The sequence below is a fragment of the Myxacorys sp. genome (genome assembly GCF_059501405.1).
This window is the reverse complement of record NZ_JCACCM010000124.1, coordinates 1-18,279: the sequence shown is the minus strand read 5'-3', so window position 1 is coordinate 18,279 and position 18,279 is coordinate 1. Positions and strand designations below refer to the sequence as shown.

The window sequence follows — 18,279 nt, the reverse complement described above, 5'->3', positions numbered from 1 at the left end:
GAGCGAGAATAACTATATGTCTTCTAGATTAAGCTATTGCCGATTAAGTCTAATCTAAACAAGAAGGCGTCCACCTTTCCAAGCTGGAAAGGTGGACTTTGCTGTTGTTGGCAAGACCTTGGGGCGAGTATTTGAAAAATTATGGTTGAATCGCTTGACCTTCCAGTGAGCTGGAGGATTCATCATAGGACTATCAACCTTAGAACTATCTACGCAATGAATTGAGGTTAAGTAATGTCGATTACCAAAGCCATTCAAGCGATCGATGAACGTGCGATCGTCGATGCCGATCCGAAAACAAAATTAGTCAAGGTCAAAACTCCAACGTCTGAAGCGGCGATCAAAGCAGCGGTCACAGATGCAGGTTACACAGTCACAGGTTACACAGCCGCTTAATGTCTCACGATTCCTTTATTCTTCATTTCGTGACTTATGGAAACTCACAACTTAAAGCTGAGGGGCATGAGTTGTGCCTCGTGTGCTAGAAGCGTAGAAGATGCAATTCGTTCAGTTCCAGGGGTTCAGGACTGCAACGTTAATTTTGGGGCAGAGCAAGCCATGGTTGAATATGACGCGAAGCGAGTCAGCTTAGCGCAAATTCAGACTGCGATCGCCGATGCGGGTTACTCGTCTACTTCGCTCCAAGATCAGGAATTTATAACGGGTGAAGACGATGCTGAGAAAACGCAGCGTTTGCGAGAGTTTCGTCATTTGCGCCGAAAAGTCATTGTTGCTAGTATCATCAGCGTCATTCTCATTTTTGGCTCACTGCCGATGATGACTGGATTGACAGTTTCATTCATTCCAACGTGGCTGCACAATTCCTGGTTTCAATTTGCCTTGTCTACGCCTGTGATCTTTTGGTGTGGTGCAGAGTTTTTCATCAATGCTTGGAAAGCGCTCAAGCGCCACACGGCGACAATGGATACCTTAGTCGCACTAGGAACGGGATCGGCCTATCTCTACTCATTGGTGACGACGATTTTTCCTGGCTTCTTTATTGCTCAAGGATTGTCGCCCGATGCGTATTATGAGGCGGCGAACGTCATTATTACGCTGATTCTACTGGGGCGATTATTTGAGATGCGCGCGCGAGGTCAGACCTCAGAAGCGATTCGCACCCTGATTGGCTTGCAAGCTCGTGACGCGCGAATCGTTCGCGGTGGGCGAGAACTGGAAGTACCAATCCAAGACGTTCAAATCGACGACATTGTGATTGTGCGTCCGGGGGAGAAGATTCCGGTGGATGGCGAGGTGGTGAGTGGAACCTCGACGATCGATGAATCGATGGTGACGGGTGAAAGCGTCCCCACTAAGAAACAACCGGGTGATGAAGTAATCGGGGCAACGATTAATAAAACGGGGAGTTTTCGGTTTCGGGCGACTCGGGTGGGCAAAGATACCGTCCTGGCTCAGATCGTGAAGCTCGTGCAGCAAGCTCAAGGATCGAAAGCTCCGATTCAGCGATTAGCCGACCAAGTTACAGGCTGGTTTGTGCCGATCGTCATTGCGATCGCAATCCTAACGTTTATCATTTGGTTCAACACAACAGGCAATGTGACGTTGGCGATTATCACAACGGTTGGGGTGCTGATCATCGCTTGTCCTTGTGCATTGGGATTGGCAACGCCAACTTCTGTCATGGTTGGAACGGGCAAAGGAGCCGAGAACGGCATTCTGATCAAGGGAGCCGAGAGCTTGGAGTTGGCGCATCAGATCGGAACGATCGTATTAGACAAAACCGGAACTCTCACCGCTGGACAGCCAACGGTGACCGACTTCATCACGACGGTTGGCTCAGCCCATGAACTCCAGTTACTAAAACTAGCGGCGTCGGTTGAGCGCAATTCGGAGCATCCGTTAGCCGAAGCGGTGGTGCGCTATGCCCAAACTCAGGGTGTGAGTTTAGAGGACGTGCAGGACTTTGAAGCGGTTGCAGGCAGCGGAGTTCAAGGCAGGGTTGCTGATCATCTGATCCAGATTGGAACGCAACGCTGGCTACAGGAATTGAACATTGATAGCCGACCGATGCAAGCCGAAAAAGATCGATTGGAATCGGTCGGTAAAACGGTAATTTTGATTGCGATCGCAGGCAAGCTTCAGGGACTGATGGGCATTTCAGATGCACTGAAGCCCTCCTCTGTGGGAGCGGTACGATCGCTGCAACGAATGGGGCTTGAGGTGATCATGCTCACGGGAGACAACCAACAGACCGCAAATTCGATTGCAAAAGAAGTTGGAATTCAAACGGTGATTGCCGAAGTCCGGCCGGATCAAAAAGCAGCCGTGATCCAATCTATTCAAAGCGGCAGTGACAATCGTTCTAAGTCGAACGGTCGGCGGCATTCTAAAACAAGGATTGTGGCAATGGTGGGAGATGGCATTAACGACGCTCCGGCCTTGGCTCAAGCGGATGTGGGCATTGCGATCGGCACGGGAACCGATGTTGCGATCGCAGCGAGTGATATTACGTTGATTTCGGGCGATTTGCAAAGCATTGTCACCGCGATTCAACTCAGTCGCGCCACCATTCGCAATATTCGTCAAAATCTTTTCTTTGCCTTCATTTACAACACATTAGGCATTCCCATTGCGGCAGGAATTCTGTTTCCAATCTTTGGTTGGTTGCTGAGTCCGATCATTGCGGGCGGTGCAATGGCATTCAGTTCGGTGTCTGTTTTGACGAACGCGTTGCGGTTACGCAATTTCAAACCTAAAGCGATCGCATCATAGTTTATTACGTTGATGATCATGTTGAACAAAGTATTGGGACATCTTGCAGGAATAGGTTTACTCTTGAGTACAACCTCTGCGACTGCTCAGATGCCAATGGAGCATTCGCAGCCAGCTCCACCGTTCCGTCGCATTGACCAGCCGATCGCTCTAAAGCTCGGTGTTACAGCGGGCGGGTTGGCGCTGATGGGGTTAGAGCTTTGGTGGTTTCTGTATAGCAAACAGAAATCTCAGAAGGCAGACTCCACTGGTCAGGGCATTCAGGAAGTAACGATCACGGTTGATGGGGGTTATGAACCGAGCCAAATTGTTGTCAATGCAGGTCAACCTGTGCGGCTAAATTTCTTTCGCCGTGATCCGAGCAATTGCCTTGAACAAGTCCGCTTTCCAGATTTTGGCATTGCCCAAGATCTGAAGTTAAATCAGACGACTCCGATTGAGTTTACGCCATCTGCACCAGGGAAGTATTCGTTTGCGTGTGGGATGAATATGTTTCATGGTGTGGTTGAAGCGATTAGCGCAGAGCGCAACTCCAGAGGAACCGCAACATCTGATGCAGCGAGAATTGCCCTCACCCCCAACCCCTCTCCCGCAAGCGAGGGGAGCTAGAGCCTTTTGGAACCGGGGCCGATCAATGCCCATTCTTCATCGCTTACATCGTTCAGATAAGGCTTTCTACTCATGCCCCCACCTCTAACAAAAGCCATACTCTAGGGGGTTGCTTGGGGGCAACCCCCTAGAGATCGAAATGATTTGACATCTCATTTCGATCTCTACATGCCGTATTGAACGGAAATCTACCAACATGCGGGTCAGCAGTCAGACAAGAACTAAACTGATTCAGCTTGCTGGTCATGACGTTGCTTTAGCAGATAGGCTGGTCAAGAAAGTCTACACGGATCATCCTGATCGTTCTGCCCAGTGGTGCTGGGAAAAAGCAATCTGCAATTTGGAACGCGATCGCAGAATTTAGTACGCATGGCTCATAAGCTCAAGGTTGCAAGTTCAAAAAAAGTCTTTCGTTACCAAGCTAGCGACATTGCTTGGAGTTGCTGTATTCTGGTAACCGCGATCGTGTCTTCAACGGTGTAAATGGAGTATCGATCAAAGATTATTGTGTTCAACAAGTTGTTGATCGCTCAGTATTTTCTAGTGTATTCTCACTATTTCGCTCCGTTCTCTGATACTCGAAATCTCTGCATGGGCGAACAACTGCTCCCATAGGTAACAGAATTATTTCTCTAGTTAGGTTGGCGTAAATTAAGCAAAGGAGCCGCGATCGAATGGAATGTCCATTTCAAGCGGCGCAATTGCGGCTTTAACAATATCATAAGCATTGCTGAAATAATGTTTTTAACCATTACTGGAATGACAGAGTTTTGCTTGAATTTCTATTAATACGTACAGCCTGTTCTTATGCATTGATATCAACATTAAAATGATCTGAGTGATATTAAAACCAATTAATAATCAATTGCTCTTGGTGCTAATTAAAATGCAATTAACTACCTTGTGAAGTGCTAGCGCAACAGATATAGCAGACAATGAAATCGTGAGCTACAGCGAGTACTTCAGCTACTTAATTAAATGCTTTAAGTTTGAGCTTCACGCTTTGGATAGACGTAATTGGAGAAGCAAAATCATTACGTTGCTATTGATATCTTTAATTATGCTCTCCCTAGGAAGAAATATATGATGGCAAAAACCACTCCAGCGACAGTCAGTGAAATCGCTTCACGCTTCATGCGCACGCTGCAAAACATCGAAGCGACTGGTGATGTCAATCCCCTCGTTGCTTTATTCTCCGAAGACGCAGAACTGATGAACTTGGCAATGCAAGAACCTCTGACTGGAAAGGATGGCGCACATCGGTTTTGGGAGAAGTATTTATCGGTGTTTGAGCAGATTCATTCTGAGTTCAATCATGTCGTTGAGAGCAATGGCACGATCGTGTTGGAGTGGATTTCAAAGGGCACGTTATCTACATCCGAAGAAATCATTTATCGAGGAGTGAGTGTGCTGGAGCTGAACCACGAACAGGTACATCGCTTTCGCACTTACTATGATTCAGCGGCCTTTCTACCGAACGGTGCCAAGCAAGGATAGAAGCTATTTTCAATTCATTGGTCAATATAAATATAAGTTGAGGGTGTCATGAATTATCTTGTTGCCGTTTTACCTGATCGAATTCAAGCGGAAGCAGCCTACACTGCTTTAGAAAAAGAAGGGTTACCAAAAACTCAAGTTAATATTCTGGGCAGGGGCTATCAGAGCGCCGATGAATATGGGTTAATTGATCCTAATCAGCAAGCTCGCAAAGGTGCAAAACGCCTGGTGTACGGGTTGGTGCCGTTTGGATTCGTGGCGGGTTATGCGTTCAATTTTCTGACGGGCATTGAGATTCTTCCCGCGATCGCGCCCGTCGGAAATCACATCATTGGTGGACTGTTAGGAGCCGCTTCCGGCGCGTTAGGGGCTTACTTTGTTGGCGGTGGTGTGGGTTTAACCGTTGGGAGTGGAGATGCGCTGCCGTACCGCAATCGTCTGAATGCAGGTAAGTACTTAATTGTAGTGAAAGGAACTGAAGAGTTAACTCGTCAGGCCACTCGTGTATTGCGCCAGTTTGAGCCTGAAGACCTTCAAGGATATGCCGAACTAACCTCTGCCTAAATTGGGTTGACCAATGCTGTCCTTCGGTTGCAGTTCCTTCCATCCGCGATGCACTCATAGTGGACGGAAGGTCTGATTGGGCGGTTCTATCGGAATGGTACTCCTCAATGCATCCGCAAGTCTTGCATGACCCGTTTGTTAAGCCTGCGATCGCGCCACTCGTAAACAGCAAGATCAAAGCAAGATCAACATGTCAGTTAAGCGCCCAATTTTTACTACTTCTCAAGCAACGGTAGAAATTGACGAATTAACCCGATCATAACCGCAGGTAGTTCCAACTGAGGCGTCAATCCGACTTCATCAAGTTGATAGAAGATGGGAATAGCTTGCGGATTTAATGCTGCAAGACGGCGACCGATTTCTGGAGTAGCAAATTCAGCGCCCTTTCCCCAAATCATAGCCGTGGGAACCGTCAGGCTGGGCAGGTACTGAGACAAATCAAAACACAAATCTCCCCGGACAAAGGAGAGCGCAGCATACTCCGCGTTGTTCTGTTGTGCAGACTGGAGATAAGCTTCGACAATTTCAGGATAAACTCGTTCTGGATGAGCAAACTGGCGCTGCTCCAAGAAGCTGCGAATGCCAAAACTGTTTGCAACTCCTGCACTATAAAGCAGTTGGCTGATCACCGGAAGATTGACGGACTTGGCAAATTGAGCGGCAGCACTGCGACGATAGTCTTGCCCAAATTCGGCTAGACCGGCGGCGGTGGTAACAATCAGAGATTTAAACAAATCAGGACGATCGGCGGCAGCTCGGATCGTAAAGGCTCCCGTCAAGGCCGAGGCGATCACGGTCACTGGAACCGTGCAGGTCTGCTCTAAAAATTCTGTAATGATCGCGATGTAATCCTCAACCTGATAGGTACGGGCAGGATGGTCAGACCGTCCCCAGCCGATCAAATCGGGGGCCAACACGCGATACTCCGCCGCAAAAGCAGGGTAGACTTTTGACCACTCGTAAGCAGAGGAGCCACCGCCAAAACCGTGTAGAAAAACCAGCGTTTCCTTGAGGCCCACACTGTTGTCCCACGGTTCTCCTTGCGCGGTGTAGTAGACCATCCTGCCAAACTGAGTCATGATCGAGCGCCTACCAAAGCCAGGAGGTACGAACATCAGTTAACCTCATCTACGCTGCAAGAGTTGGTGTCTCGATCGTGCAGACAGAATGAAAAGAATGCCTCATTCTAGAGTTGCATCGCAGCAAATTCTAGAGCGATTTAGTACAGCGCACATTCTAGTTCATGCGACTGGAGGTACCGGAGCGACAACTTCTTGGAAATAAGGCGCTAATGGCACTCAATAACTTATCTGGATCGACGGGTTTTGGAATGTGTTGCTGGAATCCAGCGGCGATCGCTTGCTGCCGATCAAATTCGCCCGCGTAGGCAGTCAGAGCAATTGCCGGAACTTGTCTCGCTGGCTCTAGCGAGTCTAAAGAGCGCACTTGCTGCATCAGCATATAGCCATCCATATCTGGCATTCCAATATCACTCACCACCAAATCGGGAATAGCTTGCTCGATGAATTGCAGCGCTTCGATGCCCGATGAAACGCTGGTCACGATCGCGTTCGCTTGCTCTAGCACAAAGACAACAAACTCCCGTGAGTCTGCCTCATCATCCACGACTAAAACGTGGATATTGCTCAAATCATTCGTTAAATCGAAGGATGGTTCTGGAGCTGGCAGTTCGTGCGATCGCGCCGCAAGTGGAATTTGAACTGTAAATGTTGCACCTAGTCCTTCGCCAGGGCTATCGACCGTAACCGTCCCTCCGTGCAGTTCGACAATTTGTTGCACGATCGCCAGTCCTAATCCCAAACCGCCAAACTTGCGCGTGGTCGCTCCATCTTCTTGCCGAAAATAGTCAAACACATGCGGCAGAAAGTCAGGCTGGATACCCTTTCCAGTATCTGTCACTTGAAGTTGGGCATGAGTCTTAGTTTGAGTTAACGTAACGGTGATTTGCCCGCCTTGAGGAGTAAATTTCACAGCGTTGGATAAAAGATTCCAGACCACTTGCTGCAATCGCCCAGCATCACCCATCACCATTCCAACATGGGGTGAAAGGGTTGTTTGAATGTGCAGCAATTTAGCGTCGGCAGCTAAACGAACGGTTTCCAAAGCGGCTGAGATCACCACGCTCAGATCAATCGGCATCACATTCAAGCTCAATTTACCGCGTAGAATGCGGGAGATGTCGAGCAGGTCTTCAATGAGTTGGGATTGTAACTGGGCATTGCGTTCGATCGTCGCAAGGGCATTTTTCGTTCTTGCCTCGTCTAGTTTTCCTTGTTGCAGCAGTTTCGACCAACCCAGAATGGGATTGAGCGGCGATCGCAGTTCATGGGATAGCACCGCTAAAAATTCATCTTTAATCTGGTTGGCTTGTTGTAATTGCTCTGCCTGTTGCTGAATTGACTGCATTAAGTTCGCCCGCTCGATCGCGATCGCGATCTGGTCACAGGTGGACTGCAAAAGGTCAGTTTCTTCGGGAGTAAAGTCAGTGCGAGTGCGACTAGCAAATGAAAGGGTCCCCAGTAATCGTCCCCGAACAATCAACGGTTGCCCCACATAGGCGGTAACGCCAATCGAGCAGATCAATTGTGCGTTGGGATAGGTCAGGAGCCGCGCTTGGTCGAGGACGAGTTGCTGCCGCGCTTGTGCCACCTGTCCGCAGAGATGTTGACCGAACTCAATCCACTCGATCGCTTGGGCCGCTTCATCGGAGATCCCTTCATAGTCCATCAGATGCAGCATTAGCTGATTGTCTTTTTCCTCAACCATGTAGTTGTAGTAGTAATGTAACTCTAGCTGGGCTGAGAGTTTGCTGAACAAGTTGTGCACTAGCGTCATCGGTTGCTCTGTAGCGAGTAAATCACTCGTGGTGTCATAGAGCAATCGGAATCGTTCATCAGCTTGCCGCTGCGCAGTTTTGTCTTGCATAATTTTGATAAATCCTTGCGGGCTACCTGTTTCAGCCTGCAATGGCATCATCAAACCACTGCCCCAATAGCGGCTGCCATCTTTCCGCACATGCCAGCGTTCATTTACTGCCCGTCCTTGCGTTAGAGCGATTTGTAGCTCCTGCTCAGGTTTTCCCCGTTCGATGTCTTCCGGCGTGAAAATAATGCGACCGCTACAACCAACAATTTCTGCTTCCTGATAGCCTAACAATCGTTCGGCACCAGCATTCCAACTCGTAATAATGTTATTGAGATCGAGGCTAAAAATAGCGTATTCTTTCGCACTTTCCATCATTAATCGAAGGCGAGCTTCGCTCTGGCGCAGGGCTACTTCGGTAGCTTTGCGATCTTCGATGTCAATACAGGAACCGATGTAGCCTAGAAAGTCACCGTCTGGTGTAAACCGGGGAACGGCAGCATCGACAAGCCAACGGTACGCCCCATCAAAGCGGCGCAAACGATATTCCATCTGGAACGGTTGCCGAGCATCAAAGGCAGTGACATAAGTGTCTAGACAACGCTCGACATCATCAGGATGAACGCCCTCTGCCCAACCATTGCCTATTTCTTGCTCCATTGTCCGCCCAGTAAAGTCTAGCCACGGCTGATTGAAGTAATGACAGCATTTGTCAGTTCCAGACATCCAGATCAGAACAGGAGCGGTATCTGCCATCTGCCGAAAGCGGGCTTCACTCTCGCGCAGTTCAGCTCCGGCCTGTTTGCGATCGTTTTCAAGGCGCTTTGCCTCGGTAATGTCAATGATAAATTTCACGCCTTCTATGTCATTCAGACGCTGCGCGGCGAACAGCCCCCACCAGCGGGAGCCGTCCTTGCGGACATATTCCTTCTCGTAAGGAGTGATGCGTCCGGTTGCAACAAATTCGTTCATTGCTTCGAGCGATGCTGCCCTAAACTCCGGTGGCGTTTGGCTGTCCAAGCGCACCCGTCCTTGCTGCACATCTTCCCGGCTGTAGCCACTCATGCGTAAGAATGCATCGTTGGCATCGGTGATCTGTCCGTCGGTTCTAAAGAAAACCACGCCGACTGTTTCAATCGCGATCGCCCGTTGCAACCGTGCTTCCGAGTCGTGCAGCGCTGCTTCGGCACGGGTGCGTTCAAGTCGATTCCAGATCCGGGCCGAAAGCTCGCGCATCAAGTCGATTTCGTCAGTGCGCCAGTTATAAGGCTCTTGATGATAAACACCGAGTGTAAACTTCCATTCGCCGTCCCTGATTAGAGGAACGTTAATGAACGAACCAATTTTTAGTGGAGCCAATCGCTGTTGACCAACAATGCGCCAGTCCGTAGTGATGTCACGAATCACGATCGGTTGTCCGGCTTTAGCGACTTGCAGAAATTCGTCTGTCGCAAACTCTGGCAGAGGATAAACACCCACCAAGCTCGGTACATCGTCTTGGTGCCAATTGTGATTGATCACCGCTTCGTCTTTCGCCTCGTTGATTTCGACAAAAGCACAGCTCGAAGTATTGAGATAACGGTTCAGTTGTTCACCAACCGTTTGCACTATCTCTTCCACACAGGTCGCCTCCATCAAGGTCTGGCTGACGGTGGCGAGAAATTCGGCGTTTAGTTCTACCCGTTTGCGATCGGTGATGTCATAGGACACTGCCAGCACGGCGTCAACTTCGCCCTGATCGTTGCGTAGAGGTGTGCCATGAGAGACGTAGTACCGATCGTGACAGTGATGCTCCAAGCTGTATGGTTCACCACTGAGAGCTTGTCGGTAGTAGGGTTCGTAGTGGGTTGCCAAGGCGGGGTCGAAAGCTTCCCAGAGCGTCTTGCCCACCAGCAAGTCTCCAGGGGCCATTCCTGCACTCTGGAGCGCTTCACCCTCTGCCAACAGAAAGCGCAAATCGTGATTCACAATGAAAACAGCCGCATTTGGCAAGTTAGCAGCAACGGCACGGAGGTGGGCTTCGTTCTGCCGCAGGGCTGCTTCTGAACGCTTGCGAACGATTTCGGCGCGCTTCGCTTCGGTAATATCGATCGCCGTCCCGTACAGCACTTGTTCTTCTGGGTATGGCTGCACCCTCCAGAGAAACCAGCGGTAGGAGCCGTCTTTGTGCCGATAACGGTTTTCAAACTCAAGGGTTTGGTTGCCGGAAAAAAGACGGTCGGCTTCTGAGACGGATTCGCCAATATCATCCGGGTGGACAAAATCAGTCCAGGGACGGGAGGTCATTTCGTCCGCTGTCCAGCCCAGCACTCGCTCAAAAGTTGGGCTGACCCATTGAAAATACCCGTCTATGCTCGTGATCACCTGCAAATCTGAACCGATGGCGAGAAAGCGATCGCGCTCCTGTTCAGCTTTTTTGCGGTCAGTAATGTCGGTAAACAGAATAGCGAACTGGTTGCTTTGCGGCTCACCGATGCGAAAAACGTTGACATTGAACCAACGGTTCATCGGAACGGACTGCTGCTCAAACCGGAGGGGTTTGCCCGTCAGCACGACGCTACCATACGTCTCAAACCAATAGGCTTCAAGAGTGGGAACCAGTTCCCGTGCTGTTTTGCCCGTTGCTCGTTCTAGCCCTGTCATGGCTTCAAACAAGGGATTGACTTCGAGGAACCGATAGTCATACGGTTCAGCGTTCTCGTCAAACAGCATTTCGCAGATGCAAAAGCCTTCATCAATCGACTCGAACAACATGCGGTTTTTTGCTTCCGCTCGGCGTAACGCAGCTTCTGATCGTTTGCGCCCTTGGACTTCCCGCAAGGCGCGTTGCACACAAGGGATTAGTCGTTCTAACCGTTGCTTGAGCACAAAGTCTGTGGCTCCTCGTTTGAGCGCGTCGATCGCGAGTTCCTCGCCCAAACTGGCAGAAACAAAAATAAAGGGCACGTCAGGACAGAGAGTGCAGGCAATGTCTAGGGCAGCGATGCCATCCAAACCAGGCATCGCATAAGCTGCCAAAATTAGGTCAAACGCCTGGGTTTCGAGTGCTGTCACAAAGTCAGCGCGAGTGTCTATCCTCAGCAGGTCATAGTCAATCCCGCCATCCGTTAGTTTGGCTTCGATTGCCTCTGTATCCCGTGGCTTATCTTCAAGCAAGAGAAACCGGAGTGTTGACATTAGTGCGCCTTCTGCTGAAATTTAGTCTCATAAACTATGCTACGTTTTCCTTGGTCATTTGTTCAGTTATGCCTGCTTCTTGCGATGAGATCTGTGATCGCGTTGACTAACTCGTTAGGTTCGATTGGTTTAGCGAGATGGTGTTGAAATCCGGCTTCGAGCGCCTGCTGCTGATTGAAGTCCCCCGCGTAGGCCGTCACCGCGATCGCTGGAATTTGCCCGCCCTGCTCTGGTGGCAAAGTTCTCAGTTGCCGCATCAGCATGTACCCATCCATGTCTGGCATGCCAATATCGCTCACCAACACATCTGCCCGGTACTGGGCTAAAGCAGCCAAGGCTTCAACGGCGGAAGCGACGGCGGTTACATTCGCTCCATGCATCTCTAGCAGGAAAGTAATAAACTCTCGCGTATCAGCTGTATCATCAACCACCAGAACTAAAACGCCCTCTAAATTGATCGATGGCTCAGACAATCGACTGTCCGTATTCGTTTGGTGTGACTTCGGCATCAGCGGCAGTTTCACCTTAAAGGTTGCCCCCTGCCCTTCGCCTAAACTCTCTGCCTGGACAGTGCCGCCATGCAGTTCGACCAAGTGACGAACGATCGCCAGCCCCAATCCGAGTCCCCCAAACTTGCGCGTGGTCGCTCCATCCTCTTGCCGAAAATAGTCAAACACATTGCAAAGGAAGTCGGGATGGATGCCCTTACCCGTATCGCTAACGCTAATCTGAGCATAGGAGCCAGAACGCTCCAGTTGAATGTCTACTCGTCCTCCTTCTGGCGTGAACTTGACGGCATTCGAGAGGAGATTCCAGATCACTTGCTGCAATCGGTTTGGATCACCTGAAACTTGCCCAATATTGGGGTCAAGCCTTGCCTGTATCTGAATCGATCTGGCTTCTGCCGCCAGTCGAACCGTTTCCATTGCCGCTTGAATCGTCGGCACGAGTGAGACTGGGCAAACATTTAGGCTAAGTTTGCCTTGCAGGATTCGGGAGACATCGAGCAAATCTTCAATGAGTTCAGCCTGTAACTTGGCATTGCGCTCGATCACGCTCAGGGCCTGAGCGGTCTTTACACTGTCTAACTTGCCGTTTTGAAGTATCCTTGACCAACCCAAAATTGGATTAAGCGGTGATCGCAACTCATGCGAAAGCACGGCCAAAAACTCATCTTTGATCCGGTTGGCGGTTTCAGCCTGCTCGCGGGCAGCTTGTTCCCGCTGGAGCAGTTGGTCGCGTTCTTCAGCCATGCGCGATCGCACCGCTTCGGCGCGTTTACGATCGTTGATATCCCGAAAGAAAAGAGACAGTCCCGTTGGTGACGGATAAACGTGAACCTCAACCCACACATCAAAGGGGGCATAATATTCCTCAAACTCCACCGCGACCTGCTCACTCAGCGATCGCCGATACTGAAATTCAAATTGAGCGCCAACCGTGGCTGGAAATGCTTCCCACATCGTTTTGCCGAGCATTGCTTCTAAAGAAGTTTGCGACACTCGTTCTGCAGCTTGGTTGGCGTAGGTAATGCGAAAGTCGAGATCCAGTGCCATAAACGCATCAGTCACGCGCTCTAGAAGGGTCCGCTCTCGGTGAGTGGCTTCCTGCCTTAGCTGCGTCAGCTTTAATGTTGCTTCGACTCGTACCAGTAGTTCTCGCGCCGAGAAGGGTTTGATCAAATAATCATCGGCTCCGGCTTCCAGTCCTTCTACCCGCGCCTCTTCGCCTGCACGAGCCGACAAGAGAATGATCGGAATATCTTGGGTGACTGGGTTGGTGCGGAGCGATCGCAGTAGTTCAAACCCATCCATCTCTGGCATCATCACATCGGTTAACACCAAATCGGGTGGATTCGCTTGGATGGCATCCAGCGCAGTCCTACCATTCGTGGCCGTTTCCACCTGAAAGCGCGAACTCAACAACCGCTTCACATAGTCGCGCATGTCGGCATTATCGTCGGCTAAGAGAATTCGTCCTCCGATTTCGCGGGGCAAAGACACCTCAGCCTCTAAATCAAGCACCGTTTCCTGAAGTTGGCTCACTTCGGGGGCATCGGGTAGCCAGCGCAACGCTTCTTTGACAAACGGCGCGGCTCCCAGTGCAGTTGATTCTAAAGTGTGCGCCGCTTGAATGCGGTCTTGCGGTAAATGAGCCGACCCAAGGGGAATCGCGATCGTAAAGGTCGTCCCCCAATTCAGTTGACTTGTGACGTGAATCGTTCCACCGTGCAGCTTGACCAATTCTTGCACTAGAGCCAAGCCAATTCCTGAACCTTCATACGTGCGCGATCGCGTTCCACTAACTCGATGAAATCGCTCAAACAATCGAGGTAACTCAGCTTTAGCAATGCCAACGCCCGTATCTTCAACACTCAATTCAACAGAATGACCAACAGGTTTTAATCGAACGGTGATACTTCCAATAAACGTAAACTTGAACGCATTAGAGATGAGATTAAGAACAATCTTTTCCCACATTTCGCGATCGACATACACAGGTTCTGGTAGGGCAGGGCAGTCGATCACAAGACGCATTTTAGCCCGCTCAATTAGCGATCGAAATGTGCTGGCAAGTTCTGCGGTATAAGTGGCTAAATCGGTCGGTTCATAAGATGCCTGCACGCGCCCCGCTTCAATTCGGGAAAAATCGAGTAGCGTGTTGACTAGCTTTTGTAATCGCAAGCCGTTGCGCTGCAATAGCTGTAGCTGTTCACGCTCGTCAGGTGTTAATCGTTCCTCTAAGCTGTTTGAAAGTTCTTCAAGCGGACTTAGCATCAACGTTAAGGGTGTGCGAAACTCATGACTGACATTGCTGAAAAACGCCGTTTTAGCGCGATCAAGTTCTGCTAGAGCTTCAGCACGTTTGCGTTCTGCTGCATACATTCGGGCATTGGCGATCGCGGTTGCTACATTGCTGGCAACTAGGTCAAAAAAGCCCCGATACTCATCATTAAACGGGAGCCTGGGGCTAATTCCAAGCACCAGGAGCCCTGATAATTGCTGCTTTTGACCTGCTTGAGCGATCGGCAAGACAATCGCCGATCGCGAGGGTTCATCCCAAGCACCACCGGTTAATGCCCCAAACCGAGGCACTAACTCATCAACAATTTCAGCCTCCCCGGTTCTCCTGACCTGTGTGAGCTTCCAACAATCGCTGGCTTGCGTCAGGTCAACTTGCTCAGGACTGGCGAGTGTCCCAGCGTCTACTCTGACGGTTTCAATCAAACAAGCTTGTGTCCCATCTTGTTCGACCAAATACAGCAACGCAAAGGGAATATCGTAAGGATTGGTGGCAAGGGTGGCGCTGGCGCTCCGACAGGTCTCTTCAACTGACTTGGCTTCCACAATATTTGCTGCGAGTTCCCGTAGCGTACTGAGCCGTCGCTCACCCACCACTCGTCGGGTCGTTTCAGTGACAGCCGTAAATGCCCCTCCGATCGCTCCGGTTTCTAGGAAAATTGGGCTGTAAGAGTAAGTGAAATAGGCTTCCTCGGTGTAGCCGTAGCGATCCACTAGCAGCAGCATATCGTCTGACCAAGTTGCTTGTGCTGTTTCCAGTACGCTATGAAGCTGCACACCAATCACGTCCCAAATTTCTGACCAAACCTCATGTCCGGGTCGCCCTAGTGCCTCAGGGTGTTTAGTGCCCAGAATCGGTTGCCAAGCATCGTTGTAGAGCAATACTAATTTCTTGCTCCACCAGATGACCATCGGAAAGCGGGAGTTTAAGCAGATACTCACAGCCGTTTTTAGGCTTGATGACCAGTCAGACACAGAGCCAAGTGGTGTTTCTGCCCAGTTAATCGATCGCATTAACCTCGCCATTTCACCATTGCCTGCAAAAATCTGTTCAGCTGCTTGATGATCCTGAATCATGCTCTTTTTCCTTCCTTTGGCTCACTCAAGCGAACAACAATTGTCACTATCTCTGCTGGCTCAACTAGCTGAGACAGACGGTGGAAACCTGCTGCGAATCAGACTTGAACCCCTGCTGATCGCGATCGGCAAACGTAATCAGGACAACTAGAGCTTGATAGATCTGGGTTGCCATCTCAGTCAGCTTATCTAGAAAGCCATCCTGCCGAGGGACGGCTAACCGATCGGCAGTGTTCGTGGCGACAAGTAACGGTAGTAGAGTTTCTTCAGGCATTGATGATGAAATGTCGTTCTAAATTAGAGCAGTTCGTAACCGTTCCTTGGCACTGAAGTCTTTTGATAACTTGAACGACGATCATGTAGATGCTCATCGGGTGAAAACGCATGAATTGAACTACGCTGTAGTCCAACAATGGCTCTGCCGCCGAATCGCTAGCTTGAATCCTGTCATTCGCTAACTGAAGACATTCACTAACTGAAGAATTGTTGCAGTCTCTAAGGTTGTGCCCTATAAAATCGTATCGCGATTTTCCTTTAGGGTTGCCGCGACAAATATGTAAATGAAAGAACTGCGGATCTGGATCGTCGATTTCTCGAAGGAATTGAAGACTTTTGCACAATCCTCTGCAAAATGGGGGCGCAATTAATTCTGTCTCTACTGAATCTAAACGCTCGAAAAAAGCTTGACTTTGAAGGAATTTAGTCGTCAAGGGCATAGATGCGATGCCCAATTCGATATTTCGACCTTATTTACCCGACGTTCCGAGCATTAATTCAAAACCTCGACCCTCTGAACTTGAAACATCAAGCTTTTTACTTGAATTTCCATGTTCTGAAGTCGGAACACCAAGCTTTTTACTTGAATTCCCACCTTCTGAACTTGAATTTCCATGTTCTGAAGTCGGAACATTGAGCTTTTTACTCGGAATGTCGCCTTCTGAGGTCGGAACACCAAGCTTTTTACCCCAACCTCCGAGTTCGAAGCTTGAAGCGTCAGCTTGCGATCGCAAGCTGTTCTTGCCCCGCGATATTGTCCTTGTTGAATCACTTGTCGATCTCATCTAACCAATTAGAAGGCAGATTGATCACTGTTTACATAGAAGAATAGAAGAAGCGTTTATAAGGTCTATTGCAATCCGCTCTGTTTATTATTTCTTGACATTGATTCAGGCTGCTTAACCAACTGTAACGATTTCAGCAGGATGCGCTCACCCATCGACCAACACACTACGGTAAGGTGGAGAAAGTGTTTGAAAAGCTTATTTCATCCTGCCGCTATGATGTCTCCAACTGTTTCTAGTCCTGCCCGCACCATTCGAATCGGTTCCCGCAAAAGTCAGTTAGCTCTGGTTCAAACTCACTGGGTTCAGGAACAGTTGCAGAAGGCGTTCCCCGACATCACCTTTGAAGTCCACACGATGAGTACCCAGGGTGACAAAATCTTAGATGTTGCGCTGGCAAAAATTGGTGACAAAGGACTCTTCACCAAAGAGCTAGAAGTCGGAATGCTGAACGGCGATACCGATTTTGCTGTGCATTCGCTGAAAGACTTACCAACCCACTTGCCCGAAGGCTTAATGCTCGGTTGCGTGACTGAGCGCGAGAATCCAGCGGATGCGCTAGCCGTCCACGAGAAGCACAAGGATAAGCAGCTAGATACCCTGCCTGAAGGTGCGGTGATTGGCACATCTTCCTTACGGCGGTTAGCTCAACTGCGCCATCACTACCCACATTTCACCTTCAAAGATGTGCGCGGTAACGTGATTACTCGCTTAGCCAAGCTAGATGCAGGCGAATATGATGCGCTGATTTTGGCGTATGCAGGTCTGCATCGATTGGATTTGAGCGATCGCATTCACCAAACCATTTCCCCTGAAATCTCGCTTCATGCTGTTGGACAAGGTGCCTTGGGCATTGAGTGTCGCGAGGGAGACACCGAGATTCTAGAGTTGCTGAAGGTTTTGCAACATCAGCCCACCGCGTACCGTTGCTATGCAGAACGATCATTTTTGCGTGAGCTAGAAGGCGGTTGCCAAGTGCCGATCGGGGTGAACACCGTCATTGATGGCGACACGCTGACCTTAACTGGAGTTGTTGCGAGCCTAGACGGTAAAAGGCTCGTAAAAGATACGGTTTCGGGCGCTGTAACCGATGCCGAACAGCTAGGAATTGAACTCGCTCACCGAGCCAAAGAGCAGGGCGCACAGGAAATCTTAGATGAGATTTTCGCGACGATTAACCGCAGCTAGAATGAAGCTACAGATTTCCATTCGTATGCCAAGCTTATGACTTCACTCACTGAAATCGAAGCTGCTATCTTGCAGTTGCCGAAGGATGAAGCGCATGAGGTGCTTCATTGGCTACAGAATCATCTTGAGACTGCGAATGGAAATCTTTGCACAAAAGCTGAGTTTGCTAGAAGCGGTAGAGGTAATGCGGCATTTTTATGAGCCGGGTGGAGAGCTTGCTGCGATCGCTGACTCGGACACAGATGATTTCTACGAATACGAAGACTATGCGTAGAGGTCAAATTTGGCTGTACAACTCCAATCCCAGCGTTGGCGACGAAATTATTAAAGTCCGCCCGGCTGTCATCGTAGGTAATAATGAGGTCGGTACGTTGCGCCTAAAAATTGTTACCCCAATTACAAACTGGGATGATGCCTTCACACGGGTAGCTTGGATGGTAAAAGTGAAGCCAAGTTTAGAAAATGGCTTAAGCAAGCCTTCAGTTGATACGTTTCAGGTTCGGTCTGTTTCTCAGCAAAGGCTCATTCGGCAATTAAGCATTCTTTCTGAACAAACAATGCGGGAGGTTACTAGAGCATTAGCGATCGTGCTGAAGATTGAGTAAAGGTTATTATTAGCAATACTGAGTTTTAATCTCCTGAGCCTGGTTGACTGACAAAACTCAAACCGCAAAAGCATAAGATGTGAA

Annotated in this window: 15 protein-coding genes; 9 read left to right on the top strand and 6 right to left on the bottom strand. The window is 49.6% G+C overall.

Annotation, left to right across the window (positions count from 1 at the left end):
* Nucleotides 1-54: 54 nt before the first annotated feature.
* Nucleotides 55-186, bottom strand: a complete 132-nt coding sequence (locus AC5I6P_RS17100; RefSeq protein WP_495694984.1) for a hypothetical protein — start codon at nucleotides 184-186, stop codon at nucleotides 55-57.
* 48 nt (nucleotides 187-234) lie between these two features.
* On the opposite strand from AC5I6P_RS17100, the gene AC5I6P_RS17095 reads away from it, so the two are divergent.
* The 6 genes from AC5I6P_RS17095 (at nucleotide 235) to AC5I6P_RS17070 (ending at nucleotide 5,403) form a co-directional block, all read left to right on the top strand.
* Entirely contained in the window at nucleotides 235-396 is a 162-nt protein-coding gene (locus tag AC5I6P_RS17095) for a copper chaperone (RefSeq protein ID WP_495694983.1), read from the top strand.
* Between the two features lie 36 nt (nucleotides 397-432).
* A complete protein-coding gene (locus tag AC5I6P_RS17090; protein WP_495694982.1) occupies nucleotides 433-2,733 on the top strand; it encodes a heavy metal translocating P-type ATPase in 2,301 nt (766 codons plus the stop codon).
* A gap of 18 nt (nucleotides 2,734-2,751) precedes the next feature.
* Nucleotides 2,752-3,342, top strand: a complete 591-nt coding sequence (locus AC5I6P_RS17085) for a cupredoxin domain-containing protein (RefSeq protein WP_495694981.1) — start codon at nucleotides 2,752-2,754, stop codon at nucleotides 3,340-3,342.
* Between the two features lie 196 nt (nucleotides 3,343-3,538).
* Entirely contained in the window at nucleotides 3,539-3,706 is a 168-nt protein-coding gene (locus AC5I6P_RS17080; protein ID WP_495694980.1) for a hypothetical protein, read from the top strand.
* Nucleotides 3,707-4,425: 719 nt separating this feature from the next.
* On the top strand, nucleotides 4,426-4,839 hold the full coding sequence (locus tag AC5I6P_RS17075) for a nuclear transport factor 2 family protein (protein WP_495694979.1): 414 nt from the start codon (nucleotides 4,426-4,428) through the stop codon (nucleotides 4,837-4,839).
* A gap of 48 nt (nucleotides 4,840-4,887) precedes the next feature.
* Nucleotides 4,888-5,403 carry a hypothetical protein gene (locus AC5I6P_RS17070; RefSeq protein ID WP_495694978.1) on the top strand — a complete coding sequence of 172 codons (516 nt, stop codon included), beginning with the start codon at nucleotides 4,888-4,890 and terminating at the stop codon, nucleotides 5,401-5,403.
* A gap of 215 nt (nucleotides 5,404-5,618) precedes the next feature.
* Here AC5I6P_RS17070 and AC5I6P_RS17065 read toward each other — a convergent pair whose 3' ends face one another.
* The 5 genes from AC5I6P_RS17065 to AC5I6P_RS17045 form a co-directional block, all read right to left on the bottom strand.
* Nucleotides 5,619-6,518: an alpha/beta fold hydrolase gene (locus tag AC5I6P_RS17065; RefSeq protein ID WP_495694977.1), complete on the bottom strand. Its 900-nt coding sequence runs from the start codon at nucleotides 6,516-6,518 to the stop codon at nucleotides 5,619-5,621.
* Between the two features lie 121 nt (nucleotides 6,519-6,639).
* Complete coding sequence (locus tag AC5I6P_RS17060) at nucleotides 6,640-11,463, bottom strand: PAS domain S-box protein (RefSeq protein ID WP_495694976.1); 4,824 nt, start codon at nucleotides 11,461-11,463, stop codon at nucleotides 6,640-6,642.
* 62 nt (nucleotides 11,464-11,525) lie between these two features.
* A complete protein-coding gene (locus tag AC5I6P_RS17055; protein ID WP_495694975.1) occupies nucleotides 11,526-15,341 on the bottom strand; it encodes an ATP-binding protein in 3,816 nt (1,271 codons plus the stop codon).
* Between the two features lie 64 nt (nucleotides 15,342-15,405).
* Entirely contained in the window at nucleotides 15,406-15,615 is a 210-nt protein-coding gene (locus AC5I6P_RS17050; protein WP_495694974.1) for a hypothetical protein, read from the bottom strand.
* A 472-nt stretch (nucleotides 15,616-16,087) separates the two neighbouring features.
* Nucleotides 16,088-16,351, bottom strand: coding sequence for a hypothetical protein (locus AC5I6P_RS17045; protein WP_495694973.1), 264 nt, complete (start codon nucleotides 16,349-16,351; stop codon nucleotides 16,088-16,090).
* A gap of 267 nt (nucleotides 16,352-16,618) precedes the next feature.
* On the opposite strand from AC5I6P_RS17045, the gene hemC reads away from it, so the two are divergent.
* The 3 genes from hemC to AC5I6P_RS17030 all read left to right on the top strand — a co-directional run bounded on the left by hemC (nucleotide 16,619) and on the right by AC5I6P_RS17030 (nucleotide 18,195).
* Complete coding sequence (gene hemC, locus AC5I6P_RS17040) at nucleotides 16,619-17,590, top strand: hydroxymethylbilane synthase (protein WP_495694972.1); 972 nt, start codon at nucleotides 16,619-16,621, stop codon at nucleotides 17,588-17,590.
* A gap of 136 nt (nucleotides 17,591-17,726) precedes the next feature.
* Nucleotides 17,727-17,864, top strand: coding sequence for a hypothetical protein (locus AC5I6P_RS17035; RefSeq protein ID WP_495694971.1), 138 nt, complete (start codon nucleotides 17,727-17,729; stop codon nucleotides 17,862-17,864).
* A complete protein-coding gene (locus AC5I6P_RS17030; RefSeq protein ID WP_495694970.1) occupies nucleotides 17,857-18,195 on the top strand; it encodes a type II toxin-antitoxin system PemK/MazF family toxin in 339 nt (112 codons plus the stop codon). The genes AC5I6P_RS17035 and AC5I6P_RS17030 overlap by 8 nt, the downstream gene beginning before the upstream one ends.
* Nucleotides 18,196-18,279: the final 84 nt, after the last annotated feature.

Coding starts and splice junctions, on each gene's coding strand:
- AC5I6P_RS17100 (WP_495694984.1), bottom strand. CDS start 186: ATGATGAATCCTCCAGCTCACTGGAAGGTCAAGCGATTCAACCATAAT.
- AC5I6P_RS17095 (WP_495694983.1), top strand. CDS start 235: ATGTCGATTACCAAAGCCATTCAAGCGATCGATGAACGTGCGATCGTC.
- AC5I6P_RS17090 (WP_495694982.1), top strand. CDS start 433: ATGGAAACTCACAACTTAAAGCTGAGGGGCATGAGTTGTGCCTCGTGT.
- AC5I6P_RS17085 (WP_495694981.1), top strand. CDS start 2,752: ATGTTGAACAAAGTATTGGGACATCTTGCAGGAATAGGTTTACTCTTG.
- AC5I6P_RS17080 (WP_495694980.1), top strand. CDS start 3,539: ATGCGGGTCAGCAGTCAGACAAGAACTAAACTGATTCAGCTTGCTGGT.
- AC5I6P_RS17075 (WP_495694979.1), top strand. CDS start 4,426: ATGATGGCAAAAACCACTCCAGCGACAGTCAGTGAAATCGCTTCACGC.
- AC5I6P_RS17070 (WP_495694978.1), top strand. CDS start 4,888: ATGAATTATCTTGTTGCCGTTTTACCTGATCGAATTCAAGCGGAAGCA.
- AC5I6P_RS17065 (WP_495694977.1), bottom strand. CDS start 6,518: ATGTTCGTACCTCCTGGCTTTGGTAGGCGCTCGATCATGACTCAGTTT.
- AC5I6P_RS17060 (WP_495694976.1), bottom strand. CDS start 11,463: ATGTCAACACTCCGGTTTCTCTTGCTTGAAGATAAGCCACGGGATACA.
- AC5I6P_RS17055 (WP_495694975.1), bottom strand. CDS start 15,341: ATGATTCAGGATCATCAAGCAGCTGAACAGATTTTTGCAGGCAATGGT.
- AC5I6P_RS17050 (WP_495694974.1), bottom strand. CDS start 15,615: ATGCCTGAAGAAACTCTACTACCGTTACTTGTCGCCACGAACACTGCC.
- hemC (WP_495694972.1), top strand. CDS start 16,619: ATGATGTCTCCAACTGTTTCTAGTCCTGCCCGCACCATTCGAATCGGT.
- AC5I6P_RS17035 (WP_495694971.1), top strand. CDS start 17,727: ATGGAAATCTTTGCACAAAAGCTGAGTTTGCTAGAAGCGGTAGAGGTA.
- AC5I6P_RS17030 (WP_495694970.1), top strand. CDS start 17,857: ATGCGTAGAGGTCAAATTTGGCTGTACAACTCCAATCCCAGCGTTGGC.